Origin of the sequence: Burkholderia catarinensis, assembly GCF_001883705.2 — a bacterium.
Lineage (GTDB): Bacteria > Pseudomonadota > Gammaproteobacteria > Burkholderiales > Burkholderiaceae > Burkholderia > Burkholderia catarinensis.
The window spans coordinates 605812-631868 of record NZ_MDEQ02000001.1; the positions used below are offsets into that span (position 1 = coordinate 605812).

Consider the following 26057-nt stretch of genomic DNA (forward strand, 5'->3'; position numbering starts at 1 on the left):
ATCAGTCAGGCTTTCGTGGGTGGAGCGGCTGCCTTTGCATCGCGTGCAACACCACTTTCCATTGCACGGCCGGCGCGCGGCGGCGGCGACTCGCTACACTCCCGTACCGGTTGGACGGGCCCCGGCATCAGGCCCGAGCAAGGAGACAGAACACGATGGACACCCAACGCGAAGCGGTCGTCACGTACCGCGGCAATGCGATCGAGAACACGCACGTCGCCCATGTGGCGGTGGTCGATGCACGCGGCCGGTTGCTGGCCCGGTTCGGCGATCCGTTCCGGATGACGCTTGCACGGTCGGCGGCCAAGCCGGCGCAGGCGCTGTCGGTGATCGAGACGGGCGCGCCGGAGCGCTTCGGCTTCGACGACGCGGACATCGCGCTGATGTGCGCGTCGCACAGCAGCGAGGACCGTCACATCGAGCGCACGCGCGCGATGCTCGCGAAGGTTGCCGCGCATGAATCGGACTTGCGTTGCGGCGGCCATCCGCCGTTGTCCGAGGCGGTGTACCGGTCGTGGATCAAGCGCGACTACACGCCGACCGGCGTGTGCAGCAACTGCTCGGGCAAGCATGTCGGGATGCTGGCCGGCGCGCAGGCGATCGGCGCCGCGATGGCCGATTACCATCTGCCCGACCATCCGATGCAGGTGCGCGTGAAGCATGTGGTGGCCGATGCGTGCGGCTTGCGCGACGACGAGGTCGACTGGGCGATCGACGGCTGCAACCTGCCGACGCCGGCCTTTTCGCTGGATCGCCTGGCGCGTCTTTACGCATCGCTGGCCGACGGCGCGGACAGGGTGGAAGCGGGCGGCGACGGGCTCACCGATCGCGTTCGCGCACTGGCGCGCATTCATCGTGCGATGACCGCCCATCCGGAACTGGTCGCCGGCGAGGGGCGCTACTGCACGGTGCTGATGAACGCGTTCGACGGGCAGGTGGTCGGCAAGCTCGGCGCCGATGCGTGCTACGGAATCGGCGTGCGCGCATCGGAGCGCACGCGGCAGCTCGGTGCCGACGGCGCGCTCGGCATCTCGGTGAAGATCGAGGACGGCAATCTCGACGTGCTCTACATGGTCGTCAGCGAAATCCTCGAGCGGCTGCAGATCGGCACGGCCGCGCAGCGCGCGCAACTGGCCGGCTTCCACCGGCCGCCGATGCTGAACACGCAGGGTGTCGAGTTCGGGCACGCGACGTTCCCGTTCGAATTGCAGCCGGCCTGAACGCCGTCGCCGCGCCGAGGCCGCCGGCCCGCGATCCGGGCCGCCCGCATCGGCGCGCGCCCGCTCGCTGAACGGCCGGAACGCGGGTACGAACGTGCGCGCTATGCGCGTGCGCCGCGAATCTTCGTCAGTTCCAGTTCCGACAGCTCGCCGATATGCGCGAGGTGCTCCGCGAGAAAGTCCTTCAGCACGCGCAGCTTCGCCGAGCTGCGCCGGTTCGCCAGATACGCGATGTAGATGAACTCGCCGGTCAGCCGGTTCTGCAGCCGGTAGCGCGGCAGCACGGCTTCGAGCCGGCCGCTCGCGAGCAGGTCGCGCACCAGCCAGATCTCGAACTCCGCGATGCCGAGCCCCGCGCAGGTCGCTTCGAGCAGCAGCTCCGAATGGTCGGTGACGAGATTGCCGGCCGGCAGCACGCTGTGCTGCGCGTCGCCGCTCACGAGATCCCAGCGCGGATCGCCTTCCGGGTGCACGTAGCGCAGGCAGTTGTGGTGCTTCAGGTCGTCCGGCGTCGACGGGCGCCCGCTGCGGTCGAGATAGCCGGGCGTCGCGCACAGGATGCTGTCGTTGCGCGACAGGCGGTGGACGACCAGGTTGTCCAGGTAGTTCTCGCCCTCGTGAATGTCGAGATCGAAGCCGCCGGCCACGAGGTCGTTGTGGTTGTCGGTGAGCCGCACGTCGAGCTGGATCGTCGGGTAGCGCGCGAGAAACGGCGCGACCAGCGGCGCGAGATGACGGCGGCCGAACGCGACCGGCGCGGTGAGCTTCAGCGGACCGCTCGGCTGCGCGTTCAGTTCGGCGACGACGCGCAGCGTGTCGTCGAGTTCGGCGATCAGCGTGATCGCGCGCTCCAGGTAGATATGGCCGGCCTCGGTCAGCGTCACGCTGTGCGTCGACCGGTGCAGCAGCGCGACGCCGAGCGCGTCCTCGATGGCCGTCACCTTGCGCGCGACGGTCGACGTCGACACGTGCATCTCCTTCGCGACCGCCGAAAAACTCCCTGTTTCGATCACTCTCACGAACGCGCGCATCGCGCCCAGGTGATCGATGCCGGTTTCTTTCGTGCCTCTTTTCATCCAATTCTCGCTGTTGCGTCCCACGCAAAACCGCTTTCGATAATACAGAAGCGAGCTTGTTTTTGCAAAGGCATAGAATGCGAACCCGTCGCGTCGGGAAGTGGCGAACGACGAGCGGCACGAGACACTCAGGAGGGCACGATGACAGAAAACGGCTTCCGCGTCGAAGCGGATCTTTTAGGTAAACGAAGCATTCCGGACGACGTCTACTACGGCGTCCATACGCTGCGCGCGAAAGAGAATTTCGACATTTCCGGCCGCACCATCGCGTCGCTCCCGTACCTCGTGATGGCGCTCGCGGCCGTGAAGGAAGCCGCGGCCGACGCCAATTGCGAGCTCGGCCTGCTGCCGCGGCCATACCGCGACGCGATCGCCGCCGCGTGCGTCGAGATCCGCGAGGGGCGCCTGCACGACCAGTTCGTCGTCGACGTCATCCAGGGCGGGGCCGGCACGTCGACCAACATGAACGCGAACGAGGTGATCTGCAACCGCGCGCTCGAAATCATGGGGCACGCGCGCGGGCAGTACGAATACCTGCACCCGAACGAGCACGTCAATCTCGCGCAGAGCACCAACGACGTCTATCCGACCGCGATCCGCGTCGCGACGTGCTTCGCGGTCGAACACCTGCTCGAAGCGATGGCGCGCCTGCGCGATGCGTTCGCGGAGAAGGCCGACGCGTTCGCGGGCCTGCTGAAGCTCGGCCGCACGCAGTTGCAGGACGCGGTGCCGATGACGCTCGGCCAGGAATTCTCGACCTACGCGGTGATGCTGACGGAAGACATCGCGCGCCTGCAGGAAGCCGGCTGGCTGATTCGCGAGATCAATCTCGGCGCGACCGCGATCGGCACCGGGATCACCGCGCATCCGCAATACGCGGAGAAAGCGCTGGCGGCGCTGCGGCGCATTACCGGGCTCGACCTGAGCACCGCGCCGAACCTGATCGAGGCGACGCAGGATTGCGGCGCGTTCGTGCAGGTCTCGGGCGTGCTCAAGCGGATCGCCGTCAAGCTGTCGAAGATCTGTAACGACCTGCGGCTGCTGTCGAGCGGCCCGCGCGCGGGGTTCGGCGAGATCAACCTGCCGCCCGTGCAGGCCGGCTCGTCGATCATGCCCGGCAAGGTGAATCCGGTGATCCCGGAAGTCGTCAACCAGGTCGCGTTCGAGGTATTCGGCAACGACCTGACCGTGACCTTCGCCGCCGAGGCCGGGCAGCTTCAGCTCAACGCGTTCGAACCGGTGATCGCCAGCGCGCTGTTCCGCAGCTTCAGCCACCTGACGGCCGCGTGCACGACGCTCGCGCAGCGGTGCGTGAGCGGGATCACGGCGAACCCGGAGCGGTTGCGCGAAACGATGGAGCGCTCGGTTGCGCTCGCGACCGCGCTGAACCCGTACATCGGCTACAAGCGCGCGACCGCGGTGGCCGCCGAAGCGCACGCGACCGGCAAATCGATCCGCGAGGTCGTGCTGGAGCGCGAGTGGATGACCAGCGAGCAGCTCGAAGAAGCGCTGCAGCCCGAAGCGCTGATCCGGCCGCGCGTGCTTTGACGCCGGCCGCGCGCGGCCGCACCTGAAGCGCCCCTGCGCGGGGCGCGATACATCAAGAAAACAACGGAGACTCACGATGAAACACACCAGCGAGCGCCCGGCCGATACGGCCGGTGGCGCGGATTCCGGTCATCCCGACCCCGACGCGATGTTTGCGTCGCACGAAGCCGGCTATGCGAAGCAGTTGAAGCCGCGGCACGTGCAGATGATCGCGATGGGCGGTGCGATCGGCACCGGCCTCTTTCTCGGCGCGGGCGGCCGCCTGCAGCACGCGGGGCCCGCGCTGGCGCTCGTGTATCTGGTCTGCGGCGTGTTCGCGTTCCTGATCATGCGCGCACTCGGCGAACTCGTGATGCACCGGCCGACCAGCGGCAGCTTCGTGTCGTACGCACGGGAGTTCATGGGCGAGCGCGCGTCGTTCGTCGCGGGCTGGATGTACTACCTGAACTGGGCGACGACCGGCATCGTCGACATCACCGCGGTCGCGATCTACATGAAGTACTGGGCCGTGTTCACCGACGTGCCTCAATGGGTGTTCGCGCTCGGCGCGCTCGGGATCGTGTCGGTGATGAACATGATCGGCGTGAAGGTGTTCGGCGAGATGGAGTTCTGGTTCTCGATCGTCAAGGTGGGGACGCTCGCGGTGTTCCTCGCGGTCGGCGCGCTGTTCCTCGCGAGCGGCCATCCGGTCGCCGGCCAGATGCCGGGGCTCCACCTGGTCGCGGATCACGGCGGGATCTTTCCGCACGGCATCCTGCCGGCCGTGCTGATCGTGCAGGGCGTCGTGTTCGCGTACGCGAGCATCGAGCTCGTCGGCGTCGCGGCGGGCGAGACCGCCGACGCGCGCAAGGTGCTGCCGAAGGCCATCAACAGCGTGATGTGGCGCATCGCGCTGTTCTACGTCGGCTCGGTCGTGCTGTTGACGATGCTGCTGCCGTGGACCGCGTACAGCGCGCACGAAAGCCCGTTCGTCACGTTCTTCAGCAAGCTCGGCGTGCCGTATGTCGGCACGGTGATGAACGTCGTGGTGCTGACCGCCGCGCTGTCGAGCCTGAACTCGGGCCTCTATTCGACCGGGCGCGTGCTGCGCTCGCTCGCGATGGGCGGATCGGCGCCGCGCTTCGTGTCGCGGATGAACGCGCGCGGCGTGCCGTACGGCGGGATCCTGATCACGGTCGCGATCAACGCGATCGGCGTGCCGCTGAACTACATCGTGCCGGCCCAGGCGTTCGAGATCGTGTTGAACATGGCGTCGCTCGGGATCATCACGACGTGGGGCTTCATCGTGATGTGCCAGATCCTGTTCCGCCGCGCGGTCAATCGCGGCGAACTGAAGGACGTGTCGTTCCGGATGCCCGGCGCGCCGTTCACGTCGTGGCTCACGCTCGTCTTCCTCGCCGGCGTGCTGGTGCTGATGGCGTTCGACTATCCGGGCGGTACGTGGACCGTCGCGACGATTCCGCTCGTCGTGCTCGCGCTGGTGGTCGGCTGGAAGCTGGCGAAGCGCGGGGCCGAGCGTGAGCGGGCGGTTGCTGCACCCGCATCCACGCGCGTCGTTGCCGATCCGGCGCAGAACGCGTGACGGTACGCGCCGGGGGCGCCGGCCCGTTCGCGGCCGGCGCCCCCGGCGCGGTCAGTTCAACCCGGTGCGTTCGCCGACCCATCGGCCGAAATCGCCGGCCATCTCCGCGGTCAGTTCGTGGCCGGCCGCATACAGCCGAGTATCGTGCGCGACGCCGAGCGCCGTGAGCTTCGCATCGGCGGTGTCGGCCCACGCGACGGGCAGCTTGTCGTCGAAGCGGCCGTGCACGATCAATGCATGGAGCGCGCGTAGCGCCTCGCGCGGCGCAATCAGCGGATCGATTTCGGGCAGGATGCGCCCGCACAGCACGGCGAATGCGGTCACGTCGCCAGGCGATGTGAGGCCGACACTCGCGCTCATGATGCCGCCCTGGCTGAAGCCGGCGATCACGGTCGGCAACGCGGGGGCCGCGCCGTCCTGTGCGCGGAATACGCGGAGCAACGTGATCAGTTGCACGCGGCTCGCGTCCGCACGCGCCGCATCGATTTCGGGGCCGTTCGGGCCGAAACGCACCGGAAACCACGCATGCTGATCGGGCCCGAAGGTGAGCGGGCCGCGCAGGAACGCGATCTCGATGCGCGGATCGATCGCATCGGCAACGTTCAGCAGATTGGTTTCGTTGCCGCCGACGCCGTGCAGCAGCAACAGGCGCGCGGCGGGGCGGCCGGCGGCCGGGCGCAATCGGTACTGGAGGCCCGAATCGGGGTCGGTGGTCAGCGGCAGGTCGGTCATCGCGCGGGTCCGGAAGGGGAACGATGCGACAGTCTAGAGCGTGCGGGCGGGGAGGTGAATCGCCGGGTTGCGATTGATTGTTTCCTGGGAGGAATGAATTGTCGGGTTGTAAGATTTTCGTCAGAATTGAACTGCATTCCAGAAACAGGAGGGATGCCGAATGGTTCTTGCCGAAGAACTTGAGTCCGACAGTGCTGAAGCCGTTCAATTCCCGGACGACGCGACCGAGTCAGCCCCGCATGAATGGGCATGGCTGTGGCCTTTAATCGGCCCGGTCGATCCGGATTTTGAACGTGCAGCCGTCACTCGACCGGATGATTGGATCAGGTGCGCGCGCACCTGATCGTTGCGTCAGCGGAGCGTAACCAGGATGCAACCTCGCCCCAACTGCCCGGATTTCACCGCAGCCGAATGATCGTCGACTTCAGCTCCGTGTATTTCTCGAGCGCATGCAGCGAGTTGTCCCGCCCGTTGCCCGATTCCTTGAAGCCGCCGAACGGGAAGTTCATATCGTCGGTTTCCTCGTAGCCGTTCACCCACACCGTGCCCGCGCGCAGCCGGCGCGCGGTTTCGTGCGCGGTCGTCAGGTTGGCTGTCCACACCGACGCCGCGAGCCCGTAGCGCGTGTCGTTCGCAAGCGCGACGGCCGTGTCGAGGGTGTCGAATGCCGTGACCGCGAGCACGGGCCCGAAGATTTCCTCGCGCACGATCCGCGCATCGGCGCGCGGACAGTCGAACACCGTCGGCTCGACATACTGGCCGCCGCTCGCGGTGCGCGCGCGCTTGCCGCCCGTGAGCAGCGTCGCCTCGTCGCGCCCCGCGTCGACGTAGCCGAGCACGCGCTCGACCTGCGCGGCGTCGATCAGGCTGCCCATCCGCGTATCGGGCGACAGCGGGTCGCCGGGCGCGTACTCGGGCGCGATCGCCAGCATGCGCGCGACGAACGCGTCGCGGATCTCGCGATGCACGAGCAGCCGCGAGCCGGCCGTGCACATCTGCCCGGTGTTGTAGAACACCGCGTGCGCGACGGTGCGCGCCGCACGGTCGAGGTCGGGGCAGTCGGGCAGCACGATCTGCGGCGACTTGCCGCCGAGTTCGAGCCATACACGCTTCAGGTTCGAATCGGCCGCGCAGCGCGCGACCCGATGGCCGACCGCGGTCGAGCCCGTGAACGCGATGCAGTCCACATCAGGATGTCGCGCGAGCGCTTCGCCCGCGTCGCCGAAGCCCGGCAACACGTTGAGCACGCCGGCCGGCAGCCCGGCCTGCGCCGCGAGTGCGGCGAGCCGCAGAGCGCTCAGCGGCGATTTCTCCGACGGCTTCAGCACGACGCTGTTGCCGGCCGCGAGCGCGGGCGCGCATTTCCACATCGCGATCATCGCGGGGAAATTCCACGGCACGACCGCGGCGACCACGCCGATCGGCTCGCGCGTGACGAGCCCGACGAGATGCGCATCGGCCGGCACGACTTCGCCGCCCGTCTTGTCGATCGCTTCCGCGAACCATTCGAGACAGTACGCGGTGGACGGAATGTCGACCGTGGTCGTGTCGCCGATCGGCTTGCCGGTGTCGAGTGTTTCGAGCAGCGCGAGATCGTCCGCGTGCTCGCGGATCAGTGCCGCCCAGCGCAGCAGCACGTGCTTGCGCTCGCGCGGCGTCGCGCTGCGCCATGCGCCGTGCTCGAACGCACGCCGCGCGGCCCCGACCGCGAGGTCGGCGTCGGCTTGTCGGCAATGCGCGACCTGCACGAGTACCCGGCCGTCGATCGGACTCGTGCACGTGAAGGTCGTGCCGTCGTGCGCGTCGCGGAACGCGCCGTCCACGAAGGCGCGGGATTCGATCTCGAGTTGGCCGGCGCGCGCGCGCCAGACGTCGGGGTTCTGCATGGGAGGCTCCGTCGGGTTCAGCGAGAGGTTCGGCAAAAGGTTCAGCGAGAAGCGGGGGCGGGGCGGCGGATCGCGATCGAGCGGCCCGCATGCAGCTCGCGGGGCGCGCGCACATGTTCGGCGTGAATTGCGTCGAGATGGCGGCGCATCGCATCGGGAAACGGCGCCGAACGCTTCGCGTGCATGTCGACGTGGGTCAGCAGTTGCTCGCCGGTGGCGAGTTGCGCGCCGGTCGTCGCGTGATGCATCGAATGGAACACGTGCAGGCGCCGGTCGTCCACATCGAGCAGTCGCAGCGTGAGCGTGAGCGGGTCGCCGAGCATCGCTTCGCCGAGGTGGCGGATATGCGTTTCCGCCGAAAAGATCGAGCAGCCGGCTTCGCGATAGTCGTCGTCGATGCCGAAGTAGCGGAAGAACGCGTCGCTGCTGTCGCCGAACACGAGCAGGTAGCACGATTCGCTCATGTGGCCGTTGTAGTCGACCCATTCGGGCTGCACGGTGCAGCGGTGCAGTTCGAGCGGCGTCGCGATCGGCGCGCCGGGATCGTACGGGCGCGACTTCTGTCCTTCGTAGGCCGAGCGCAGGCGCGGCTCGGCGGCGGGGTTGAGGTGGGTCGTCATCCAGTGCCCTCCGAGGTTCGGAACGGACCCGCGCGTCGTTCGCGCGGCTGCCGGTCGATGTTATGACGGGTTGAACGTTTTTTCAATAAAGAGATCGCCGATGCGTGTAAACACCGGTGCGGACCGGGTCCTCAATCGATTGAACATTCATTCAACGAAACCTATACTCGGCAGCGCCGCGATGCCGAAGCGAAGCAGGCGGGCGGCCTTTCTCGAACCACGAAAATCGATCCGCCTCGCGGAAACTGGAGACACCGGAAATGAAGAAACGCTTCCTGCTGGCCGGCATGATGTCGGTGATGGTTCAGGGCCACGTGCATGCACAGAGCAGCGTCTCGCTGTACGGGATCATCGACGGCGGCATCACCTATGTGAACAATGCGGGCGGCGCGCATGCGACCCTGTTCGACGACGGCGTGTCGTACGGCAACCGCGTCGGCCTGATGGGCACCGAGGATCTCGGCGGCGGCAACAAGGCCGTGTTCAAGCTCGAGAACGGCTTTCGCCTCGGCACGGGCAAGCTGAACCAGGGCGGCGCGATGTTCGGCCGCCAGGCGTACGTGGGCCTCGGCAACGACTGGGGCACGCTGACCTTCGGCAACCAGTACGACTTCGCGTACGAATTCACGGCCGCGTTCAACGTCAGCGCGTTCGGCAGCGGCTACGGCGTGCACCTCGGCGATTTCGACCGCCAGAGCGGCGACCGGCTGCAGAACGCGGTGAAGTTCGTCAGCAACAGCTTCCACGGGCTCGTGGTCGGCGGCATGTATTCGTTCAGCAACGATGCGGGCAGTTTCCACGACGGCAGCGCGTGGAGCGTCGGCGCGACCTGGACGCACGGCGATTTCTCGACGGGCGGCAACTACACGCGGCTCAACTCGCCGCGCGGGCTCGCGGCGCTCGATCCATACGCACAGATGGGCGTGAAGACGATGCTCGGCCAGACGGTCGCGAGCGTCGATCCGGCGACGGGCGCCGTCACCGACCTGCACGACTCGACGCCGTTCGCGATCGACTCGCAGTCGATCTTCGGGATCGGTGCGTCGTACGTGTTCGGCAAGCTCACGCTCAGCGCGGACTTCAGCAACACGACGTTCAAGGGCTACGGGCAGTCGTCGACGATGCGCGTGTACGAGGCGGGCGGCCTGTACCAGGCGACGGCGCCGCTGTCGCTTGTCGCGGGCTACCAGTACACGACGTTCGAAGGCCATCACTGGCACGAGGTCGCGCTCGGCACGCACTACGCGCTGTCCAAGCGTACCGACGTGTATGCGGCCGTCGACTGGATGCGCGCGTCGCAGGGCGTCGACGCGGTGATCGGCTACAGCTTCACGCCGTCGACGAGCCGCACGCAGGCCGCCGCGCGCATCGGCATGAAGCACAGCTTCTGATGCGTTATCCCGGCAAGGTCATCTGAACCGAGCCGGGATGAACGAAGGTCCGTGCGGCATGCCGCACGAACCTTGCCACGTCACGCGTCGAGCCTGACCAGCGCGTCGACGGCAACCGCACCGTGCTCCATCACCAGCAACGGGTTGACGTCGAGTTCGACGAGCGTATCCGCATGCGCCTGCGCAAACCGCGCGATCGCCATTACGTTCGCGACCACGGCGTCGAGATCGGCCTTCGGCCGCCCGCGATAGCCGGTCAGCAGCGGCCCGAGCTTCAGCCCGAGCAGCGCGTCGCGCACGTCGCTTTCGCGCACGGGCAGCAGCAGCGTCGCGGTGTCGCGGATCAGTTCGACCAGCACGCCGCCGGTACCGAGCACGAGCGCCAGGCCGAAGTTCGGCTCGCGCTTCACGCCGACGATCAGTTCGAGCAACGGCGCGTCGGCCATTTTCTCGACGAGGATGCGCTCGATGCGCACGTCGGGCGCGTAACGCGCCACCTGCGCGGTCATCCGCTCGACCGCGTCGGCGACGGCTTCGGGCGACGGGAGCTTCAGCGCGACCGCACCGGCCTCGGTCTTGTGCGGCAGGCGGTCGCTGACCACTTTCACGCACACGGGGAAGCCGAGCCGTTGTGCGGCGGCCGGCGCGTCGGCGGGCGCGACGCATTCGGCCGGCGGCACCGCAAGCCCGTACGCGACCAGCATCCGCTTGCTGGCCCACTCGTCGTGCAGCGTCGCCGTGCCGTCGCCGCCCTGGCCGGCGCGCAACACGGGCAGCGCGCTCAGCGCATCGGCGTCGAGCACGCGGCGGCGCGTGTCGCCGTAGGCCATCGCCGCGCCGAGCGCGTCGATGCCGTCGGCGAGCCCCTGCAGCGGTGCGATGCCGGCCGCGGCCATGCGCGCCGCGTGATCAGGCGGCGTCAGGTCCGGAAACACCGAGATCACCGCGCCGACCACGCCGTGCTGGCGCGCGGACGCGGCGAACGCGCTCGCCGCGATGTCGCACAGCGGCCGCTCGCCGGTCGCTTCCTGAGGGTAGTCGAGGATCATCGCGGCCGCGCCCGGGCGATCGGCGAGCAGCGCGTCGCAGCAGGTGCGCATTTTGTCGGGGTCGCCCCATGGCGTGGTCGTGAAGTCGAGCGGGTTCGCGATCGTCGCGTACGCGGGCAGCACCTTGCCGAGCGTATCGCGGCCCGCGTCGCCGACCGGCGGGAACGCGATGCCGCGCGCCTCGCCGAGGTCGGCGACGAGCCCCGCATCGCCGCCGGACGTCGCAAGCGCGGCGAGCGTGCGGCGCTCGGGCACGCCGGCGATCGCGAGCAGCTTCAGCGTCTCGACGAGGCCGACCGGGTCCTTCGCGCGGATCACGCCGAGCCGCCGGAACAGCGCGTCGTACAGCGCGTCCGAGCCCGCGAGCGAACTCGTGTGGCTCATCGCGAGCTGCGCGCCGAGCGTCGACGTGCCGCTCTTCAACGCGACGATCGGCACGCCGCGCGCGAGCGCGCGGGCGGCGGCCTCGCTGAACGCGCGCACGTCCTTCAACCCTTCGAGATGCACGCCGATCGCGCGGATGCGCGGATCGTCGACGAACGCGTCGACGAGGCGCGCGATGTCGACCGATGCCTGGTTGCCGACGCTCGCGAGGTACGCGAACGGCACCGAGCGTGTGCTCATCGACAGGTTGTACGCAAGGTTGCCGCTCTGCGTGATCACGGCGACGCCCGATTCGACGCGCGGCGCGCCGTGCGCGACGGGCCACAGCGCGCTGCCGTTCAGGCCGTTGATGAGCCCGTAGCAGTTCGGTCCGAGCACGGCCATGTCGCCGGCCGCGTCGACGAGCGCTTGCTGCAGCGCGGTGCCGCCGGCGCCGGTCTCGGAGAAGCCGGACGCATACACGATCGCGCCGCCCGCGCCGCGTTCGGCGAGCGCGCGCACGACGTCGATCGCCTGTCGTGCCGGCACCGCGACGAACACGGCGTCGGGCGCGGCGGGCAGGTCGGCGACGCTCGCATGGCAGCGCACGCCGTCGATCTCGGCATGGTTCGGGTTGACGAGCCGGATGTCGCCGGCATAGCCGTAGTCGCGACAGCGCTGCACGGCGCCGGCGATGCCGCGTCCGCCGACGAACGCAATGCTGGCCGGTTCGAGCAGCCGGCGCAGGTTGGCCGCGGCGGCGGCACGGCGATCCCTGACTGCGGGAGAAGAAGTCATGACAGGTCCTTTCGGAAGTCGCGCACGGCCGTGCCGGCGCGACGGTTCGCGTCAGCTGTAGCGTCGAAGGATTTCCTTGGACAGGATGTGCCGCTGGATCTCGGACGTGCCTTCCCAGATGCGCTCGATGCGCGCATCGCGCCAGAAGCGCTCGATCGGCAGTTCGTCCATCAGCCCCATGCCGCCGTAGATCTGCACCGCATGATCGGTCACGTGGCCGAGCGTTTCGGTCGCGAGCAGCTTCGCGAGCGCGGCATCGCCGTCGGTCATCGTGCCCAGGTCGAGCTTCTGCGCGGTGTAGAGCGTGACGAGTTCCGCCGCGCGAATCTCGGTCTGCATGTCGGCGAGCTTGAACGACGTGCCCTGGAATTCGCCGATGCGCTTGCCGAACTGCTGGCGCGTTGCCGCCCATTCGGCGGCCATCTCGAACGCGCGCTGCGCGCGGCCGATGTTGTTCGCCGCGACCATCACGCGGCCGGCCGTCAGCCAGTCGTTCGCGAGCTCGAAGCCGCGATGTTCTTCGCCGAGGATCTGCGCGGCGCTGACGCGGCAGTCGGTCAGGAAGATCTCCGACTGGTGGTAGCCGCGCAGGCTCGTGCAGTGCGGGCCCGGGCGCACGGTCATTCCCGGCGTGTCCTTGTCGATCAGGAAGCAGGTCACGCGCTTGCGCTTCTGGCCGCGCACCTCCTCCTCGCCGGTGACGGCGAACAGGATCACGAAATCGGCCGTATCCGCGTGACTGATGAAGTGCTTGCTGCCGTTGATCACGTAGTCGTCGCCGTCGCGTACCGCGCGCGTGCGGATGCCCATCGCGTCGGAGCCGGCGCCCGGCTCGGTCAGCGCGAAGCAGTCGACGCGCTCGCCGCGCACGGCCGGCCTCAGGTAGCGCTCGACCTGGTCGCCCTTGCATGCCATCAGGATCTTGCTCGGCCGCGCGACGAACACGTGCAGCGCCCAGCTCGTGCGGCCGAGCTCGCGCTCGACGAGCGCCTGTGTCACGTAGTCGAGGCCCGGGCCGCCGGCGCTCTCGGGCATGTTGAACGCGTAGAAGCCGAGCTCGATCGACTTGCGGCGGATCGAATCGGCGAGCTCGGGCGGCACGTCGTCCGCGCGGTCGACCGCGAATTCATGAGGCTGCAGTTCCTTCTCGACGAACTGACGCAGCGACGTCACCAGCATTTCCTGCTCTTGGGTCAGCGAAAAATCCATCAGTCATCTCCCGACAAAATGAGGTGCGCGACCTTCGACCGACGCGCGAAGCGCTTCCTGGCCGTCCTCGCTGTGGCCGCAAGCGACGCCGGCTGCCAGCTCGCCGCGCAACTGCTCGGCGAGGGTGTGCGTGAGCGACTGCGCGAGCAGCGCCTTGGTATGGCCGAACGCGACGCTCGGCCCCTGCGCGAGACGCGCGGCAAACGCGGCGACGTGCTCCGCGAACGCATCGGCATCGACAACTTCGGACACGAGCCCGGCCGCGAGCGCGTCCTGCGCATTCCAGCGTTCGTTCAGGAAGATGAAGCGGCGTGCGACGTCGGGCCGCGCGATGCGCGGCAGGAACCAGCTTCCGCCCATGTCGGGGCTGTAGCCCATGCCCGTATACCCGCAGCGCAGCGTCGCGGCCGTGCTCGCGATACGGAAGTCGCATGCAAAGCCGATGTCGGTGCCCGCGCCGACCGTCGAGCCGTTCAGCGCGGCGACGGTGGGGCGCGGAAACGCGGCGAGCGCCTGCACGAAGCGGTGCGCGCGCTCGGTCCACCCGTAGGTGTCGAGTTCGCCGTTGCGTTCGGCCTCGGCCCATTCGTCGACGTCCGCGCCCGCGCAGAACGCGCTGCCCGTGCCGGTCAGCACGAGGCAGCGCACGGCCGGGTCGTTCGCGAGCGCGTCGAGCGTGTCGCGAAGAAAGTCGAGATGCGGCCGCGCGAGCGAATTGCGCTTCGCCGGGCGGTTCAGGTGAAGCGTCACGACGCCGTCGTGACGTTCGATTCGGATGTCCTCGATGCTCATGCTGATCACTGTCTCCTTGGTGTTGGGTTTCGTGTTGTGTCAGAGCCGGCAAGGGTCGCCGCTACTTGCGGACCGCATTTCGGCATAGTATAAGTTCTGTTAAATGAACGTTCAACCCAATTGTGAGTCGACCAGGAGACACACGATGAGTGCGGTGATGGAGACGTCGGCAGGTGTGGAGGAGGGCAGGCCCGGTGCGCACGCGGCGCGCGCGGAGCCGGCGGGGCGCATCGCGAGCGGTGCCGGCCTGCAGATCGATCGCGTGTCGAAGTGCTACGGCAGCGTGCACGCGTTGCGGGAAACGACGATCGACATTCCGCGCGGCGAGTTCCTGACGATCCTCGGGCCGTCGGGCTCCGGCAAGACGACGCTGCTGACGATCGTCGCGGGCTTCGAGCATCCGACCACCGGCGACCTGCGCGTCGGCGGCCGCAGCATCGTCGCGTTGCCGCCCGAGAAGCGCAACTTCGGGATGGTGTTCCAGGGCTATGCGCTGTTTCCGCACATGACGGTCGAGCAGAACGTCGCGTACCCGCTGATGGTGCGCAAGCAGAAGGGGCCCGACGCGGTGAAGCGCGTGAAGGCCGCACTCGATCTCGTGCGGCTCGGCCCTCTCGCCGATCGCTTGCCGCGCCAGTTGTCGGGCGGCCAGCAGCAGCGCGTCGCGATCGCGCGCGCGCTGGTGTTCGATCCCGATCTCGTGCTGCTCGACGAACCGCTCGGCGCGCTCGACCGCAAGCTGCGCGGTGAGGTTCAGGTCGAACTGAAGGCGCTGCACGAACGGCTCGGCGCGACTTTCCTGTTCGTCACGCACGATCAGGAGGAGGCATTGTCGATGTCGGACCGGATCGCGATCATGCGCGACGGCCGGCTCGAACAGATCGGCACGCCCGACGGGCTGTACGAACAGCCGGCGAACCGCTTCGTTGCGGATTTCCTCGGCAAGAGCAATTTCATCGAAGGCGTCGCGCTCGGCGGCGATACCGCGGCGACGCACTACCGCGTCGGCGCTGCGCGCTTCGTCGCACCCGCGTGCGGCGCGCGGCCGGACGACCCGCTGCTGTTCGCGCTGCGGCCGGAAAAGGTCGCCGTCTCGGCGGCATCGTGTGGCGGCGCGCACAACGAAGTGGCCGGCCGGATTCGCCACTGGAGCTATTTCGGTTCGTCGTACCGCTTCGAGATCGAGACCGCTGCGCTCGGCTGCGTGACCGCCGACGTGCCCGCATGGCGCGGACTCGCGTCGCCGCGCACCGGCATGGACGTGTTCGTGCAGTGGGAGCGCGACGCGACGTGCCGGATCACGCCGGACTGACGCGCAGACCGATCCATCCCGCGCGAGGCGGCGAGTGCCGTCGTCGCCGGACGATTCACCGGCCCCGGAAACGACGAGACGCGTGCGGGAGCCGCCGAGGGCCTGTTCACGCTAATAACGGGCTTGCGCTGGCCCCCAGAAGGGCCGAGCGCAAGGAATGCGACGAAGCGAATACTCGACGTATTCGCGAGGAGTATGACGCGGCGATCGGCCCTTCTGGGGGCCAGCCCCACGAATGATTTTTTCCAAACAGGGGAACGTGCCTTGCCGGCCGCATTGCGGCGTCGCGCGTCGCTTGTTTGGCTCGGCCAAACGGCGCTCCGTGCTCCTTGCACTACGACCGGCAAGGCACGTTCGCAAGCCCGTTATTAGCGTGAACAGGCCCTAGCCTGGAGGAGACACCATGACGAACCGCTATCTGCAGGACCTGCTCGATCAAGCACGCGACCTTCAACCTGCGACGTCGCAGCGCCGCCGGGATTTCCTCCGGCTGTGCGCGGCCGCAGGCATCGCGCCGACGCTGCTGTCGCTGGGCGCGAAGGATGTGCTGGCCGCGAACCCGAAGGAAATCGTGCTGAGCGCGTGGGGCGGCGAGGCACGTTCGGCGTTCCGTTCCGCCTACATGGACCCGTTCACGAAGGCGAGCGGCATCAGGATGGGTTACGACTCGTCGCCGGAAGACGGCAAGATCAAGGCGATGGTCGAGAACCGGAACGTGATCTGGGACGTGATGGATCTCGACGGCTTCGCGGCGATCAAGCTTGGCAAGCAGGGCTTCCTGCGGCCGATCGACTATTCGGTCGTCGGTCGCAACACGCTGCCGGGGCTCGCATCGGATTTCGGCGTGCCGTCGTACCTGCTGAGCTACGTACTCGTCTACGACGCGCGCAAGTTCGGCGCGAATCCGCCGAAGAACTGGGCCGATTTCTGGAACGTCGGCAAGTTTCCGGGCAAGCGCGGGCTGTGGAAGTGGATGGGCGGCGCACTCGAGGCCGCGCTGATGGCCGACGGCGTCGACAAGGACAAGGTCTACCCGATCGACGTGCCGCGCGCGCTGAAGAAGCTCAAGGAGCTGCGCTCGAACGTGCTGCTGTGGGATTCGGGCGCGGACAGCCTGCAACTGCTGCGCAACGGCGAAGTCAGCATGGCGTGCATTTGGCATACCCGCGCGAACGTGCTGCAGCGCGAAAGCAGCGGGCGGTTCCGCTATACGTGGGAGCAGGGGCTTGCATCCTGCGACGTGTGGGGCGTGCCGAAGAACAATCCGTCGGGCGACGCGATGTGGCAGTTCATCAAATTCGTGCAGGGCATCGAGCCGCAGGTGCGCCTGCTGTCGCTGCTCGGCAACGGGCCGGTGACGCCGGCCGCGACGGCCGCCGTGCCGCAGGCGTTGCGCGCGGACAATCCCGGCACGCCGGAGAACTGGGCGAAGCAGTGCAAGGTGAATCCCGAATGGTGGGCGCAGCATTACGAAGCGACGCTCGCGCAGTACACCGACCTGATGTCGTCCTGAGCCGCCGCCGCATGAGCGTGACACCATGAATACCCTGTCTTCACCTGTCGCGGGCGCCGCCCCGCTCGGCCGTGCGAAAGCCGACCGCTACTGGCTGCTCGTCGTGCCGCTGCTCGCGGTGCTGATCGTGCTGTACGTGTATCCGCTCGCGCGCGTGCTGTGGCTCGGCTTCGCGGTGCCGGAGCCCGGCCTGCACAACTACGCGCGGCTGCTCGACAACCACGGCGTGCACCGCGTGCTGTGGACGACGCTGCGTGTGTGCGCGGTCACGACCGTGTGTTCGGTCGCGCTCGGCTACGCGATCGCGTATGCGATGGCGCACGTCGGGCCGCGCCAGCGGATGGCGCTGATGTTCGGGCTGCTCGTGCCGTTCTGGGCGTCGGTGCTGGTGCGCGCGTTCTCGTGGCTGTTCCTGCTCGGCGAACATGGGCTCGTCAACACGCTGCTGATGCGCGTCGGGCTGATCGACTCGCCGTTGCCGCTGATGCGCAACGAGATCGGCGTCGTGATCGGAATGATCCACTTCATGATCCCGTACGCGGTGCTGCCGCTGTACGCGAACATGAAGGGCATCGACCCGCAGCTTGCACGTGCATCGCAGGGGCTCGGCGCGGGCGCGCTCGTCACGTTCCGCAAGGTGTATTTCCCGCAGACGCGGCCGGGCATCGTCGGCGCGGCGATCCTCGTGTTCATCTTCTCGCTCGGCTTCTACGTGACGCCGGTGATTCTCGGCGGCGGCCGCACGGTAATGATCGCCGAATACATCAGCACGCAGATCCTGCAGCTCATGAACTGGGGCAGCGGGGCGGCGCTTGCGTCGCTGCTGCTGGCGTCGATCCTGGCCGCGCTTGCCTTGCTCGCGCGTTTCGTCGACCTGCGCGAGCTGTTCGGCGCGCGCTGAATCGGACCGGAGGAATCGAAGATGAAGACCAGACTGACGGCCGGGCGCGCGCTGGTGATCGGCATTGCGTGGGCCGCGATCCTGTTCCTGATGCTGCCGCTGCTCGTGTCGGTGCCCGTGTCGCTGACACCGAGCGATTATCTGTCGATGCCGGACGGCGCGCTGTCGCTGCGGCACTACCGCGTGCTGCTCGACGACGACGGCTGGGTGTCGGGTTTCCTGCAGAGCGGGCTGATCGCGCTCGTTTCGTCGGTGATCTCGGTGACGCTCGGCACCTTGTGCGCGATCGGCCTGTGGAAGGTTGCGTCGCGGCGCGGCGAGCTCGTGCGCGGCGTGATCCTGTTTCCGCTGATCGTGCCGCCGATCGTATCGGCGCTCGCGTTCTACCGGCTGTGGGGCGAGCTCGGGATGCTCGACAGCTATCCGGCGGTGATCCTGTCGCATGTCGTGCTGTCGGTGCCTTACGTGGTCGTCGCGGTGTCCGCATCGCTCGCGACGGTCGGGCTGCGGATCGAGCAGGCATCGCGCAGCCTCGGCGCGAACCTCGCGCAGACGCTGCGCTACGTGATCCTGCCGTCGATCCGGCCCGGCGTGCTGTCGGCGGCCGTATTCGCATTCATCCTGTCGTGGGACGAACTGGTCGTCACGCTGTTCATTTCGAGCCGGGGCGTCTACACGCTGCCGCGCCGCATGTGGGACGGGATGCGCGAGAACGTCGACCCGGCAATCGCGTCGGTCTCCACGCTGCTGCTGGCCGCCACCTGTGTCGCGATTGGCCTGTCGCTGCTGCGCAAGCGCACGGCCGGGCCCGTCTGATTTCAACCGAATTCAACGTTACGTTGCGGAGAAAAACGCACCATGAAAGTCCTGATCGTTCATGCCCATCCCGAACCGCAGTCGTTCACCACGTCGATGCTGCACCGCGCGGTGAGCACGCTCGAAGCGCAGGGGCATACCGTGACGGTGTCCGACCTGTACGCGATGCAGTGGAACCCGGTCGCGAGCGCCGCCGATTTCGGCGTGCGGAAGAACCCGGACTATCTCGTCTATGCGCTGGAGCAGCGCGAAAACGTCGCCGCGCACGCGATCGCGCCCGATATTGCCGCCGAACTCGACAAGCTGGTCGCGTGCGACCTGCTGATCCTGAGCTTCCCGCTGTTCTGGTGCTCGATGCCGGCGATCATGAAGGGCTGGGTCGACCGCGTGCTCGTGTCGGGCAAGGTGTACGGCGGCGTGCGTTTCTACGACCGCGGCGGGATGCGCGGCAAGCGCGCGTTGCTCGCCTATACGTGCGGCGGGCGCGACCACATGTTCGGTGTGGACGGCGTGCACGGCGAGATGGACCTGATGCTGCGCCACGTGCTGCGCGGCACGCTCGGCTATGCGGGCTTCGACGTGCTGCCGTCGTTCGTCGGCTATCACGTGCCCTATATCGGCGACGCCGAGCGTGCGGCCGTGCTCGAACGGTACGATGCCTACCTGGCACAGCTCGACCGGCTCGAACCGATGGCGTTTCCGTCGCTCGACGATTTCGATGGCGACATGCGGCCGCGCGAACGCGCGCCGCAGGAAGCGGCGCAGGACTGAACGATTGACATGAGTGCGAGCGATGACCCTGACGTCGAGCGACGTGCTGCTGTTCCTGACGGGCCTGCTGACGCTGTTCTGTCCGCCCGTCGCGATCCCGATGTATGCGGCGGTGACCGGGCATTTCCCGGACGCGACGCAGCGGCAGATCGCGTTCAGGCTGTTCGCGTGGATCGCAGCGCTGATGGTCGGCGCGGTGTGGGGCGGGCAGTTCCTGCTGCGCATGCTGGGCCTGACGCTCGGCGCGCTGACGCTGACGGGCGGCCTCGTGCTGTGCCTGTGGTCGATCCCGATGATGCGCGGCACGGCGAACGACGAGCGCAGCGGCGGCGACACGCGGCTCGAGTATGCGCAATGGCGCAACTACATCGCGGTGCCGTTGATCTTCCCGCTGTCGATCGGCAGCGCGGTGATGTCGCTCGTGATCACGACCGCGACGCGCTTTCATGCGCCGGCCGACCTGCTCACGCTGAGCGCCGCGTGCGTGCTGCATGCGGGCGTGATCGGGCTCACGTATGCGTGCTCGGCGTCGTGGTGCCGCCGGCTCGGCGAGATCGGCCGGACGCTGGTCGAGCGGCTGTCCGGCATCGTGCTGACCGCGATCGCGTTCCAGATGCTCGCGCAGGGCGTCCGCGAACTGCTGCCGGGGCTCGCGCATTGACGGCTGCGGCCGGCGTGCGATCCTGAAAACTACCCTGAACGATGGAAACCTCATGAAAACAGTAGGCATGTACCTCGTCGACCTGCTCGCCGCCTACGGTGTCGACACGGTATTCGGCATTCCCGGCGTGCATACGATCGAGCTGTACCGCGGCTTGGCCGGCAGCGCGCTGCGTCACGTGAGCGCGCGCCACGAGCAGGGCCTCGGCTTCATGGCGGACGGCTATGCGCGCGCGACCGGCAAGCCCGGCGTGTGCTTCGTCATTACCGGGCCCGGCATGACGAACATCGCAACGTCGATGGCGCAGGCCTATGCGGATTCGATTCCGATGCTGGTCGTGTCGAGCGTCAATGCGTCCGGCGACATCGGTTCGGGCAACGGCCATCTGCACGAGCTGCCGGACCAGCACGCGTTCGCGGACAACGTCGCCGCGTTCAGCTACACGGTGCCGCGCGCCGATGCGCTGCCGCAGGCGATCGCGCGCGCGTTCGCGGTGTTTTCGGGCGGGCGCCCGCGCCCCGTGCACATCCAGATTCCGCTCGACGTGCTTGCGGCGACTGCCGATGCACTGCCGCCTGTGCCGACCGTGCCGCCGCGCATCGCACCGGGTCCCGCGTCGGCCAAGGGTATCGACGCGTTCCGCGCGAAGGCCGCCGCCGCGCGCGCGCCGCTGATCCTCGCGGGCGGCGGTGCGCTCGACGCGGCCGACGACGTGCGCTGGATCGCGGAAGCGCTCGACGCACCGGTGGTGATGACGATCAACGGGCGCGGCGTGTTGCCGCCCGAGCATCCGCTCGGCATCGCCTGGTCGGCGTCGAGCGACGCGGTGCGCGCACTGATGCGCGACAGCGACCTGATCATTGCGCTCGGCACCGAACTGGGGCCGACCGACTACGACTTGTATGCGACGCACAGCTTCGCGATGCCCGCGCCGCTCGTGCGGATCGACCTCGATCCGCAGCAGTTGTGTCGCAACGCGGTGCCCGCGCTGCCGCTGCTCGGCGACGTCGGCGAAACCGTGCGCGCACTCCGGCGCATCTGGTCGGCCGATGCGCGCACGCGCGCGGACGGCGACGGCATCGAACGCGCGGCGATGTGCCGCGCGGCGGCGCGGCAGGAACTGAACGACGAGATGCGGCGCGACCTCGCGCTGCTCGACAGCGTGCGCGACGCGTTGCCCGATGCGGCGATCGTCGGCGATTCGACGCGCATCGTCTACGCGGGCAACGTCGGTTTCGCGGCACCGCGCCCGCGCAGCTGGTTCAACGCGTCGGTGGGATTCGGCTCGCTCGGCTACGGGCTGCCGGCCGCCGTGGGCGCGAGCCTCGGCGACGCGTCGCGGCCGGTCGTTTGCATAGCCGGCGACGGCGGGTTCCAGTACACGCTCGCGGAGCTCGGCACCGCGGTGCAGCATCGCGCGCGCGTGATCGTCGTGCTGCTGAACAATGGCGGGTACGGGGAGATCAAGCGCGCGATGGTCGACGGCGGCGTCGAGCCGGTCGGCGTCGATCTGCACACGCCGGATTTCGTCGCGATCGCGCGTGCGTACGGATGGGGCGCGCAGCGAGTCGAAGAGGGCGCATCGCTGGCTGGTGCGCTGAGCGACGCCGCTGCCCACGACGCGCCGTACCTGATCGAGATTCGCGCGGCCTGAAAGCGCGAACGGCCTCGCTGGGCGAGGCCGTCGTGTCCGCCGCCGGTGGCCCGGCGGCGCGTGCGCGTTACGCGCGCTTGCGGGCCGTCTTCGGCGGCGGGAGGAACGTATCGACGACGCGCAGGCAGCTCGTCAGCGCGTCTTCCGCCGTAAACGACGTCGGGTCGCGCGCCAGTTCCAGCCAGAAGCCGTCGATCACGGCCGTCAGCGTCAGCGCGGCGAGATCGCTGTCGACGGTGCCGCCACGCACTTCCGCGATCTGGTCGAACAGCTTCTTCAACGCCTGCCGGTAGCCGCTGTACAGCTCCTTGTGCGCCTTGCGGATCACCGGGTCGCTGTGCGCGACGCTCCAGAAGCCGAGCCATACCTTCACGTTCTTCGGTGCGAATACAGGCGCGGCGAAGCATACCTTGATGATCGCATTGAGCTTGTCCTCCGGGCTCGTCGCGTTTGCGGCCGCCGCGCGCGACACGTCGAGCAGGTCGGCCGCGAGCCGTTTGTAAGTCTGCGCCATCAGTTCGTCTTTCGACTGGAAGTGATGGTTGATCAGCCCGCGCGAGACCTTCGCTTCCGCGCAGATGCGGTCGATCGTGGTCTCGGAATAGCTGTAGCGCGCGATGCAGCGCATCGTCGCATCGATGATCGATTGCTGGCGTACCGCGGGCGTTTCTCGGATGCCGCGGCTGCGTGCCTGAACCGGTGCCGTGCCAGGAGTCTTTTTCACGTGGTGACCTTACGGAATCGTCGTGGCACCGATTATAGGGGAGCGCCGGACGCTTGTTCAATTAGGGTGTCGAAAGCCTCGCGAAACCCTCGAAAACCCTTGCTCCGGAAATTTTGAAATCTGTTGAACCACTGTTCAACAGCGCCTATACTCGACTCCGCATGAGGTTGGTCGGCCATTCAACAAGGCGTCACGATTCCGCACGGGACGGGCGTGAGAATTCGACACAGGAGACAGCATGTTGGCGCGGGTGGAGAGTTTGAAACCGGTCGTCGAGGAACGCGTGCAGGTAGACGACCTGCACAAGCGGTTCGGCGAACTGGAGGTGTTGAAAGGCGTGTCGCTGAGAGCGCATGAAGGCGAGGTGATCTCGCTGATCGGCGCGAGCGGATCGGGCAAGAGCACGCTGCTACGCTGCATCAACCTGCTCGAGACGCCGACCCGGGGGCGCATTGTCGTCGACGGCGAGGAGATCGGGCTGAAAGTCGACCGCAAGGGGCGCACCGTGCCGATCGATCCGCGCCAGGTCGAGCGAATCCGCACGCGGCTCGGCATGGTGTTCCAGAGCTTCAACCTGTGGGCGCACCGCACGGTGCTGGAAAACGTGATCGAGATGCCCGTGCACGTGCTGCGCGAACCGCGCGCCGAAGCGATCGCGCGCGCCGAGCAACTGCTCGAACGCGTCGGCCTTGCCGACAAGCGCAACGTCTATCCGGCCTTCCTGTCCGGCGGCCAGCAGCAGCGTGTCGCAATCGCACGTGCGCTGGCGATGCGGCCGAAGGTCATGCTGTTCGACGAGCCGACCTCCGCGCTCGATCCCGAGCGCGTCGGCGAAGTGCTGAAGGTGATCCGCGATCTCGCGTGCGAAGGCCGCACGATGATTCTCGTCACGCACGAGATGGCATTTGCGCGCGACGTGTCGAACAAGGTGCTGTTCCTGCACCAGGGGCGTGTCGAGGAGAGCGGCACGCCGTCGGAAATCTTCGATACACCGCAGAGCGAGCGCTGCCGCCAGTTCGTCAACGCGCACCGCCAACACCATTGAACCGCGGGCGCGGCCCGCGCGGCCGGCCCGAACGATCCGAATCTTTCCCGCAAGGAGTCCGACCATGAAACGCGTCGTACGCAGTCTGCTGTGCCTGTTCAGTATCGTCGTCGCGGCGCTCGCGCCGCTCGGTTCCGCGCATGCGTCATCGGGCGTGCTGCGCTTCGGCGTTGCCGCCGAGCCGTATCCGCCATTCCTGATGAAGAGCCCGACCGGCCAGTGGAGCGGTTTCGAGGCCGACCTGATCCGCGCGCTGTGCGACCAGATGAAGGCCAAGTGCGAGATCAAGGAAGTCGCGTGGGACGGCATCATCCCGGCCTTGCTCAGCGACAAGATCGACGTGATCTTCAACTCGATGTCGATCACACCGGAACGCCAGAAGGTGATCGCGTTCTCGCGGCCGTACTACGAGACGCCGGGTACCTTCGTCGGCGCGAAGAACCAGAAGCTCACGCTGACGCCGGACGGCCTGAAAGGCAAGGTGATCGGCGTGCAGGGCTCCACCGCGAATGCCGAGTTCATCAAGATGGCGTACGGCAAGGGCGCGACGGTGCGCCTGTACAACACGCAGGACGACTGCAACGCGGATCTCGTCGCGGGCCGGATCGACACGATGTATCTCGATCAGCTCGGCATCCTCGATTTCCTGAAGTCGAAGGATGGTTCGACGTTCGAGCTGAAGGGGCCCGGCAGCGTGAAGATGGATCCGGCGATCTTCGGCTACGGCGTCGGCGCGGGGATGCGCAAGGCCGATGCGCCGTTGAAGCAGCAGATGGACCAGGCGCTCGAGCAACTGCATGCGTCGGGCAAATACGCGCAGATCGCGAAGAAGTATTTCCCGGTCGATCTCTGGCCGCACTGAGCGCGGATACCGGCATACGGGCGTCACGCACGGACGAGGAGGCGGCATGGACGGTTGGGGATGGGTGAGCTACCTGGGCATGGACCCGGACGGCTGGGGCGTCGCGCTCTTGCAGGGCGCGGGCGTGACGCTCGAGATTTCGCTCGGCGCGTTCGTGGTCGGCATCGTGCTCGGGTTGCTCGGCGCGGCCGCAAAGCTGTCCGGCGTGCGCGCACTCGAACGCATCGCACAGGGCTACACGACTCTGTGCCGCGCGGTGCCCGAGCTGCTGCTGATCCTGCTGCTCTATTACGCGGGCACCGATGCGATCAACTTGCTGATGACGGCGCTCGGCGTCGGCCCCGTCGCGGTCAACGGCTTCGCGGCCGCGGTGATCGTGCTCGGCATCGTGCAGGGCGCGTACGCGGCGGAGATCATCCGCGGCGCGATCCTCGCGATCCCGTACGGGCAGATCGAGGCCGGCCGCGCGTTCGGCGCGCCGCCGGGGCTCGTGTTCCGGCGCGTCACGCTGCCGGCGATGGCGCCGTACGCGCTCGCGGGCTTCGCGAACCTGTGGCTGATCCTCGTGAAGGACAGCGCGCTGATCAGCGTGGTCGGCTACAGCGAGTTGCTCTACACGGCGAAGCAGGCGGCCGGTTCGACGCGCCAGTACATGCACTACTACCTGATGGTGGCGGCCGTGTACTTCGCGATCACGTCGCTGTCCGGCGTGCTGTTCCGCGAGATCGAGCGGCGCTTCGGCCGCTGGATGCCGGCATCGTGAGCCGCATCGTACTTTCCCACGCACTTTCCCGTCGAACCGGATCAATGTCATGGATCTGAGCGTATTGTCCTCATACGGGTCGCTGCTGCTACTTGGCGTGCTGACCACCGTCAAGCTGCTCGTCATCTCGGCCATATTCGGCTTCGGCCTCGCGATCGCCGTTGCGTTTGCGCGGCTGTCGTCGAATCCGGTCGTCGCGCGGGGCAGCAAGGCGTTCACCGAAGTGATTCGCGGCACGCCGCTGCTCGTGCAGATCTACCTGATCTATTACGGCGTCGGCTCGCTGTTCGCGGGCTGGCCCGCACTGCGCGAGAGCGTACTGTGGCCGTTCCTGCGCGACGGCTTCTGGTATGTCGCGTTCGCGCTCGTGATCAGCGTCGGCGCGTATGTCGGCGAGGTGCTGCGCGCGGGCCTGCGCGGCGTGCCGAAGGGCGAGATCGAGGCCGCGCGCGCGATGGGGATGCGCCCGTCGATGATCGCGCGCCGCGTATGGCTGCCGCGCGCGATCCAGATCCTGCTGCCGACGCTCGCGGGCGAGACCGTGATGCTGCTGAAATCGACGGCGCTCGCGTCGACGGTCGCGGTGATGGACGTGCTCGGTGCCGCGAACTACATCCGCGCGCAAACGCTGCGGACCTACGAGCCGCTGCTGGCGATCGCGGTGATCTATGTCGCGCTCGCGTTCGTGATCGAGCGCGCGTTCGGCCGGCTCGAGCGGCGCGTGCCCGTGCGCATGCCGCGCTGAATGAAACAACTGACGACGCGGCGG

The 26057-nt window shown here is 67.8% G+C and carries 24 protein-coding genes; 16 read left to right on the forward strand and 8 right to left on the reverse strand.

Annotated features, from left to right (window positions below; all coding sequences use genetic code 11):
* Positions 1-155: 155 nt before the first annotated feature.
* Complete coding sequence (locus BFF94_RS02705) at positions 156-1220, forward strand: asparaginase (protein WP_128842299.1); 1065 nt, start codon at positions 156-158, stop codon at positions 1218-1220.
* Between the two features lie 101 nt (positions 1221-1321).
* Here BFF94_RS02705 and BFF94_RS02710 read toward each other — a convergent pair whose 3' ends face one another.
* Complete coding sequence (locus BFF94_RS02710; protein ID WP_128842300.1) at positions 1322-2296, reverse strand: LysR family transcriptional regulator; 975 nt, start codon at positions 2294-2296, stop codon at positions 1322-1324.
* 141 nt (positions 2297-2437) lie between these two features.
* Here BFF94_RS02710 and aspA point away from each other — a divergent pair, with 141 nt between their 5' ends.
* Both aspA and BFF94_RS02720 read left to right on the forward strand, forming a co-directional pair.
* A complete protein-coding gene (gene aspA, locus BFF94_RS02715) occupies positions 2438-3844 on the forward strand; it encodes an aspartate ammonia-lyase (protein WP_128842301.1) in 1407 nt (468 codons plus the stop codon).
* Positions 3845-3920: 76 nt separating this feature from the next.
* Entirely contained in the window at positions 3921-5426 is a 1506-nt protein-coding gene (locus BFF94_RS02720; RefSeq protein WP_128842302.1) for an amino acid permease, read from the forward strand.
* Positions 5427-5477: 51 nt separating this feature from the next.
* On the opposite strand, the gene BFF94_RS02725 is transcribed toward BFF94_RS02720, so the two are convergent.
* Positions 5478-6158: an alpha/beta hydrolase gene (locus BFF94_RS02725; protein WP_128842303.1), complete on the reverse strand. Its 681-nt coding sequence runs from the start codon at positions 6156-6158 to the stop codon at positions 5478-5480.
* A 160-nt stretch (positions 6159-6318) separates the two neighbouring features.
* On the opposite strand from BFF94_RS02725, the gene BFF94_RS02730 reads away from it, so the two are divergent.
* Positions 6319-6501: a hypothetical protein gene (locus BFF94_RS02730; RefSeq protein ID WP_246637211.1), complete on the forward strand. Its 183-nt coding sequence runs from the start codon at positions 6319-6321 to the stop codon at positions 6499-6501.
* Between the two features lie 55 nt (positions 6502-6556).
* On the opposite strand, the gene BFF94_RS02735 is transcribed toward BFF94_RS02730, so the two are convergent.
* Both BFF94_RS02735 and BFF94_RS02740 read right to left on the reverse strand, forming a co-directional pair.
* Positions 6557-8044 (reverse strand): aldehyde dehydrogenase, encoded by a 1488-nt coding sequence (locus BFF94_RS02735; RefSeq protein WP_167376784.1) that lies wholly within the window; start codon positions 8042-8044, stop codon positions 6557-6559.
* 41 nt (positions 8045-8085) lie between these two features.
* Positions 8086-8664 (reverse strand): thioesterase family protein, encoded by a 579-nt coding sequence (locus tag BFF94_RS02740; RefSeq protein ID WP_219138952.1) that lies wholly within the window; start codon positions 8662-8664, stop codon positions 8086-8088.
* A 260-nt stretch (positions 8665-8924) separates the two neighbouring features.
* Between BFF94_RS02740 and BFF94_RS02745 the strand changes: the two genes are divergently transcribed.
* Positions 8925-10055, forward strand: coding sequence for a porin (locus BFF94_RS02745; protein ID WP_128842305.1), 1131 nt, complete (start codon positions 8925-8927; stop codon positions 10053-10055).
* A gap of 80 nt (positions 10056-10135) precedes the next feature.
* Here the strand turns inward: BFF94_RS02745 and BFF94_RS02750 are convergent, their stop codons facing one another.
* From BFF94_RS02750 to BFF94_RS02760, 3 genes are read right to left on the reverse strand one after another with little or no spacing between them, the layout of a single operon-like run.
* Positions 10136-12265, reverse strand: a complete 2130-nt coding sequence (locus BFF94_RS02750) for an acetate--CoA ligase family protein (RefSeq protein ID WP_219138953.1) — start codon at positions 12263-12265, stop codon at positions 10136-10138.
* A gap of 51 nt (positions 12266-12316) precedes the next feature.
* The gene (locus BFF94_RS02755; RefSeq protein ID WP_128847202.1) at positions 12317-13474 is read right to left on the reverse strand and encodes an acyl-CoA dehydrogenase family protein; all 1158 of its coding nucleotides are present in this window, start codon (positions 13472-13474) and stop codon (positions 12317-12319) included.
* Between the two features lie 3 nt (positions 13475-13477).
* Positions 13478-14266: an enoyl-CoA hydratase/isomerase family protein gene (locus tag BFF94_RS02760; RefSeq protein WP_128847205.1), complete on the reverse strand. Its 789-nt coding sequence runs from the start codon at positions 14264-14266 to the stop codon at positions 13478-13480.
* Positions 14267-14411: 145 nt separating this feature from the next.
* On the opposite strand from BFF94_RS02760, the gene BFF94_RS02765 reads away from it, so the two are divergent.
* The 7 genes from BFF94_RS02765 (at position 14412) to BFF94_RS02795 (ending at position 21894) form a co-directional block, all read left to right on the forward strand.
* Positions 14412-15578 (forward strand): ABC transporter ATP-binding protein, encoded by a 1167-nt coding sequence (locus BFF94_RS02765; protein WP_128847208.1) that lies wholly within the window; start codon positions 14412-14414, stop codon positions 15576-15578.
* 403 nt (positions 15579-15981) lie between these two features.
* A complete protein-coding gene (locus BFF94_RS02770) occupies positions 15982-17091 on the forward strand; it encodes an ABC transporter substrate-binding protein (RefSeq protein ID WP_128842112.1) in 1110 nt (369 codons plus the stop codon).
* A 25-nt stretch (positions 17092-17116) separates the two neighbouring features.
* Positions 17117-17992: an ABC transporter permease gene (locus tag BFF94_RS02775; RefSeq protein ID WP_128842113.1), complete on the forward strand. Its 876-nt coding sequence runs from the start codon at positions 17117-17119 to the stop codon at positions 17990-17992.
* Between the two features lie 21 nt (positions 17993-18013).
* On the forward strand, positions 18014-18808 hold the full coding sequence (locus BFF94_RS02780) for an ABC transporter permease (RefSeq protein WP_128842114.1): 795 nt from the start codon (positions 18014-18016) through the stop codon (positions 18806-18808).
* Between the two features lie 42 nt (positions 18809-18850).
* A complete protein-coding gene (locus BFF94_RS02785; protein ID WP_128842115.1) occupies positions 18851-19579 on the forward strand; it encodes an NAD(P)H-dependent oxidoreductase in 729 nt (242 codons plus the stop codon).
* A 22-nt stretch (positions 19580-19601) separates the two neighbouring features.
* Positions 19602-20240, forward strand: a complete 639-nt coding sequence (locus BFF94_RS02790; protein ID WP_128842116.1) for a MarC family protein — start codon at positions 19602-19604, stop codon at positions 20238-20240.
* 52 nt (positions 20241-20292) lie between these two features.
* A complete protein-coding gene (locus tag BFF94_RS02795) occupies positions 20293-21894 on the forward strand; it encodes a 5-guanidino-2-oxopentanoate decarboxylase (RefSeq protein WP_128842117.1) in 1602 nt (533 codons plus the stop codon).
* 67 nt (positions 21895-21961) lie between these two features.
* Here the strand turns inward: BFF94_RS02795 and BFF94_RS02800 are convergent, their stop codons facing one another.
* Positions 21962-22618: a TetR family transcriptional regulator C-terminal domain-containing protein gene (locus BFF94_RS02800; RefSeq protein WP_246637212.1), complete on the reverse strand. Its 657-nt coding sequence runs from the start codon at positions 22616-22618 to the stop codon at positions 21962-21964.
* A gap of 238 nt (positions 22619-22856) precedes the next feature.
* Between BFF94_RS02800 and BFF94_RS02805 the strand changes: the two genes are divergently transcribed.
* The 4 genes from BFF94_RS02805 to BFF94_RS02820 all read left to right on the forward strand — a co-directional run bounded on the left by BFF94_RS02805 (position 22857) and on the right by BFF94_RS02820 (position 26033).
* Positions 22857-23663 carry an ABC transporter ATP-binding protein gene (locus tag BFF94_RS02805; RefSeq protein ID WP_128842118.1) on the forward strand — a complete coding sequence of 269 codons (807 nt, stop codon included), beginning with the start codon at positions 22857-22859 and terminating at the stop codon, positions 23661-23663.
* 64 nt (positions 23664-23727) lie between these two features.
* Positions 23728-24525, forward strand: coding sequence for a transporter substrate-binding domain-containing protein (locus BFF94_RS02810; RefSeq protein WP_128842119.1), 798 nt, complete (start codon positions 23728-23730; stop codon positions 24523-24525).
* A gap of 46 nt (positions 24526-24571) precedes the next feature.
* Positions 24572-25288 (forward strand): ABC transporter permease, encoded by a 717-nt coding sequence (locus BFF94_RS02815; protein WP_128842120.1) that lies wholly within the window; start codon positions 24572-24574, stop codon positions 25286-25288.
* 49 nt (positions 25289-25337) lie between these two features.
* On the forward strand, positions 25338-26033 hold the full coding sequence (locus BFF94_RS02820) for an ABC transporter permease (RefSeq protein WP_128842121.1): 696 nt from the start codon (positions 25338-25340) through the stop codon (positions 26031-26033).
* Positions 26034-26057: the final 24 nt, after the last annotated feature.

Excerpts from the sequence above, each read along its gene's own strand:
- BFF94_RS02705 (WP_128842299.1), top strand. The coding sequence starts at position 156 with ATGGACACCCAACGCGAAGCGGTCGTCACGTACCGCGGCAATGCGATC.
- BFF94_RS02710 (WP_128842300.1), bottom strand. The coding sequence starts at position 2,296 with ATGAAAAGAGGCACGAAAGAAACCGGCATCGATCACCTGGGCGCGATG.
- aspA (WP_128842301.1), top strand. The coding sequence starts at position 2,438 with ATGACAGAAAACGGCTTCCGCGTCGAAGCGGATCTTTTAGGTAAACGA.
- BFF94_RS02720 (WP_128842302.1), top strand. The coding sequence starts at position 3,921 with ATGAAACACACCAGCGAGCGCCCGGCCGATACGGCCGGTGGCGCGGAT.
- BFF94_RS02725 (WP_128842303.1), bottom strand. The coding sequence starts at position 6,158 with ATGACCGACCTGCCGCTGACCACCGACCCCGATTCGGGCCTCCAGTAC.
- BFF94_RS02730 (WP_246637211.1), top strand. The coding sequence starts at position 6,319 with ATGGTTCTTGCCGAAGAACTTGAGTCCGACAGTGCTGAAGCCGTTCAA.
- BFF94_RS02735 (WP_167376784.1), bottom strand. The coding sequence starts at position 8,044 with ATGCAGAACCCCGACGTCTGGCGCGCGCGCGCCGGCCAACTCGAGATC.
- BFF94_RS02740 (WP_219138952.1), bottom strand. The coding sequence starts at position 8,664 with ATGACGACCCACCTCAACCCCGCCGCCGAGCCGCGCCTGCGCTCGGCC.
- BFF94_RS02745 (WP_128842305.1), top strand. The coding sequence starts at position 8,925 with ATGAAGAAACGCTTCCTGCTGGCCGGCATGATGTCGGTGATGGTTCAG.
- BFF94_RS02750 (WP_219138953.1), bottom strand. The coding sequence starts at position 12,265 with ATGACTTCTTCTCCCGCAGTCAGGGATCGCCGTGCCGCCGCCGCGGCC.
- BFF94_RS02755 (WP_128847202.1), bottom strand. The coding sequence starts at position 13,474 with ATGGATTTTTCGCTGACCCAAGAGCAGGAAATGCTGGTGACGTCGCTG.
- BFF94_RS02760 (WP_128847205.1), bottom strand. The coding sequence starts at position 14,266 with ATGAGCATCGAGGACATCCGAATCGAACGTCACGACGGCGTCGTGACG.
- BFF94_RS02765 (WP_128847208.1), top strand. The coding sequence starts at position 14,412 with ATGAGTGCGGTGATGGAGACGTCGGCAGGTGTGGAGGAGGGCAGGCCC.
- BFF94_RS02770 (WP_128842112.1), top strand. The coding sequence starts at position 15,982 with ATGACGAACCGCTATCTGCAGGACCTGCTCGATCAAGCACGCGACCTT.
- BFF94_RS02775 (WP_128842113.1), top strand. The coding sequence starts at position 17,117 with ATGAATACCCTGTCTTCACCTGTCGCGGGCGCCGCCCCGCTCGGCCGT.
- BFF94_RS02780 (WP_128842114.1), top strand. The coding sequence starts at position 18,014 with ATGAAGACCAGACTGACGGCCGGGCGCGCGCTGGTGATCGGCATTGCG.
- BFF94_RS02785 (WP_128842115.1), top strand. The coding sequence starts at position 18,851 with ATGAAAGTCCTGATCGTTCATGCCCATCCCGAACCGCAGTCGTTCACC.
- BFF94_RS02790 (WP_128842116.1), top strand. The coding sequence starts at position 19,602 with ATGACCCTGACGTCGAGCGACGTGCTGCTGTTCCTGACGGGCCTGCTG.
- BFF94_RS02795 (WP_128842117.1), top strand. The coding sequence starts at position 20,293 with ATGAAAACAGTAGGCATGTACCTCGTCGACCTGCTCGCCGCCTACGGT.
- BFF94_RS02805 (WP_128842118.1), top strand. The coding sequence starts at position 22,857 with ATGTTGGCGCGGGTGGAGAGTTTGAAACCGGTCGTCGAGGAACGCGTG.
- BFF94_RS02810 (WP_128842119.1), top strand. The coding sequence starts at position 23,728 with ATGAAACGCGTCGTACGCAGTCTGCTGTGCCTGTTCAGTATCGTCGTC.
- BFF94_RS02815 (WP_128842120.1), top strand. The coding sequence starts at position 24,572 with ATGGACGGTTGGGGATGGGTGAGCTACCTGGGCATGGACCCGGACGGC.
- BFF94_RS02820 (WP_128842121.1), top strand. The coding sequence starts at position 25,338 with ATGGATCTGAGCGTATTGTCCTCATACGGGTCGCTGCTGCTACTTGGC.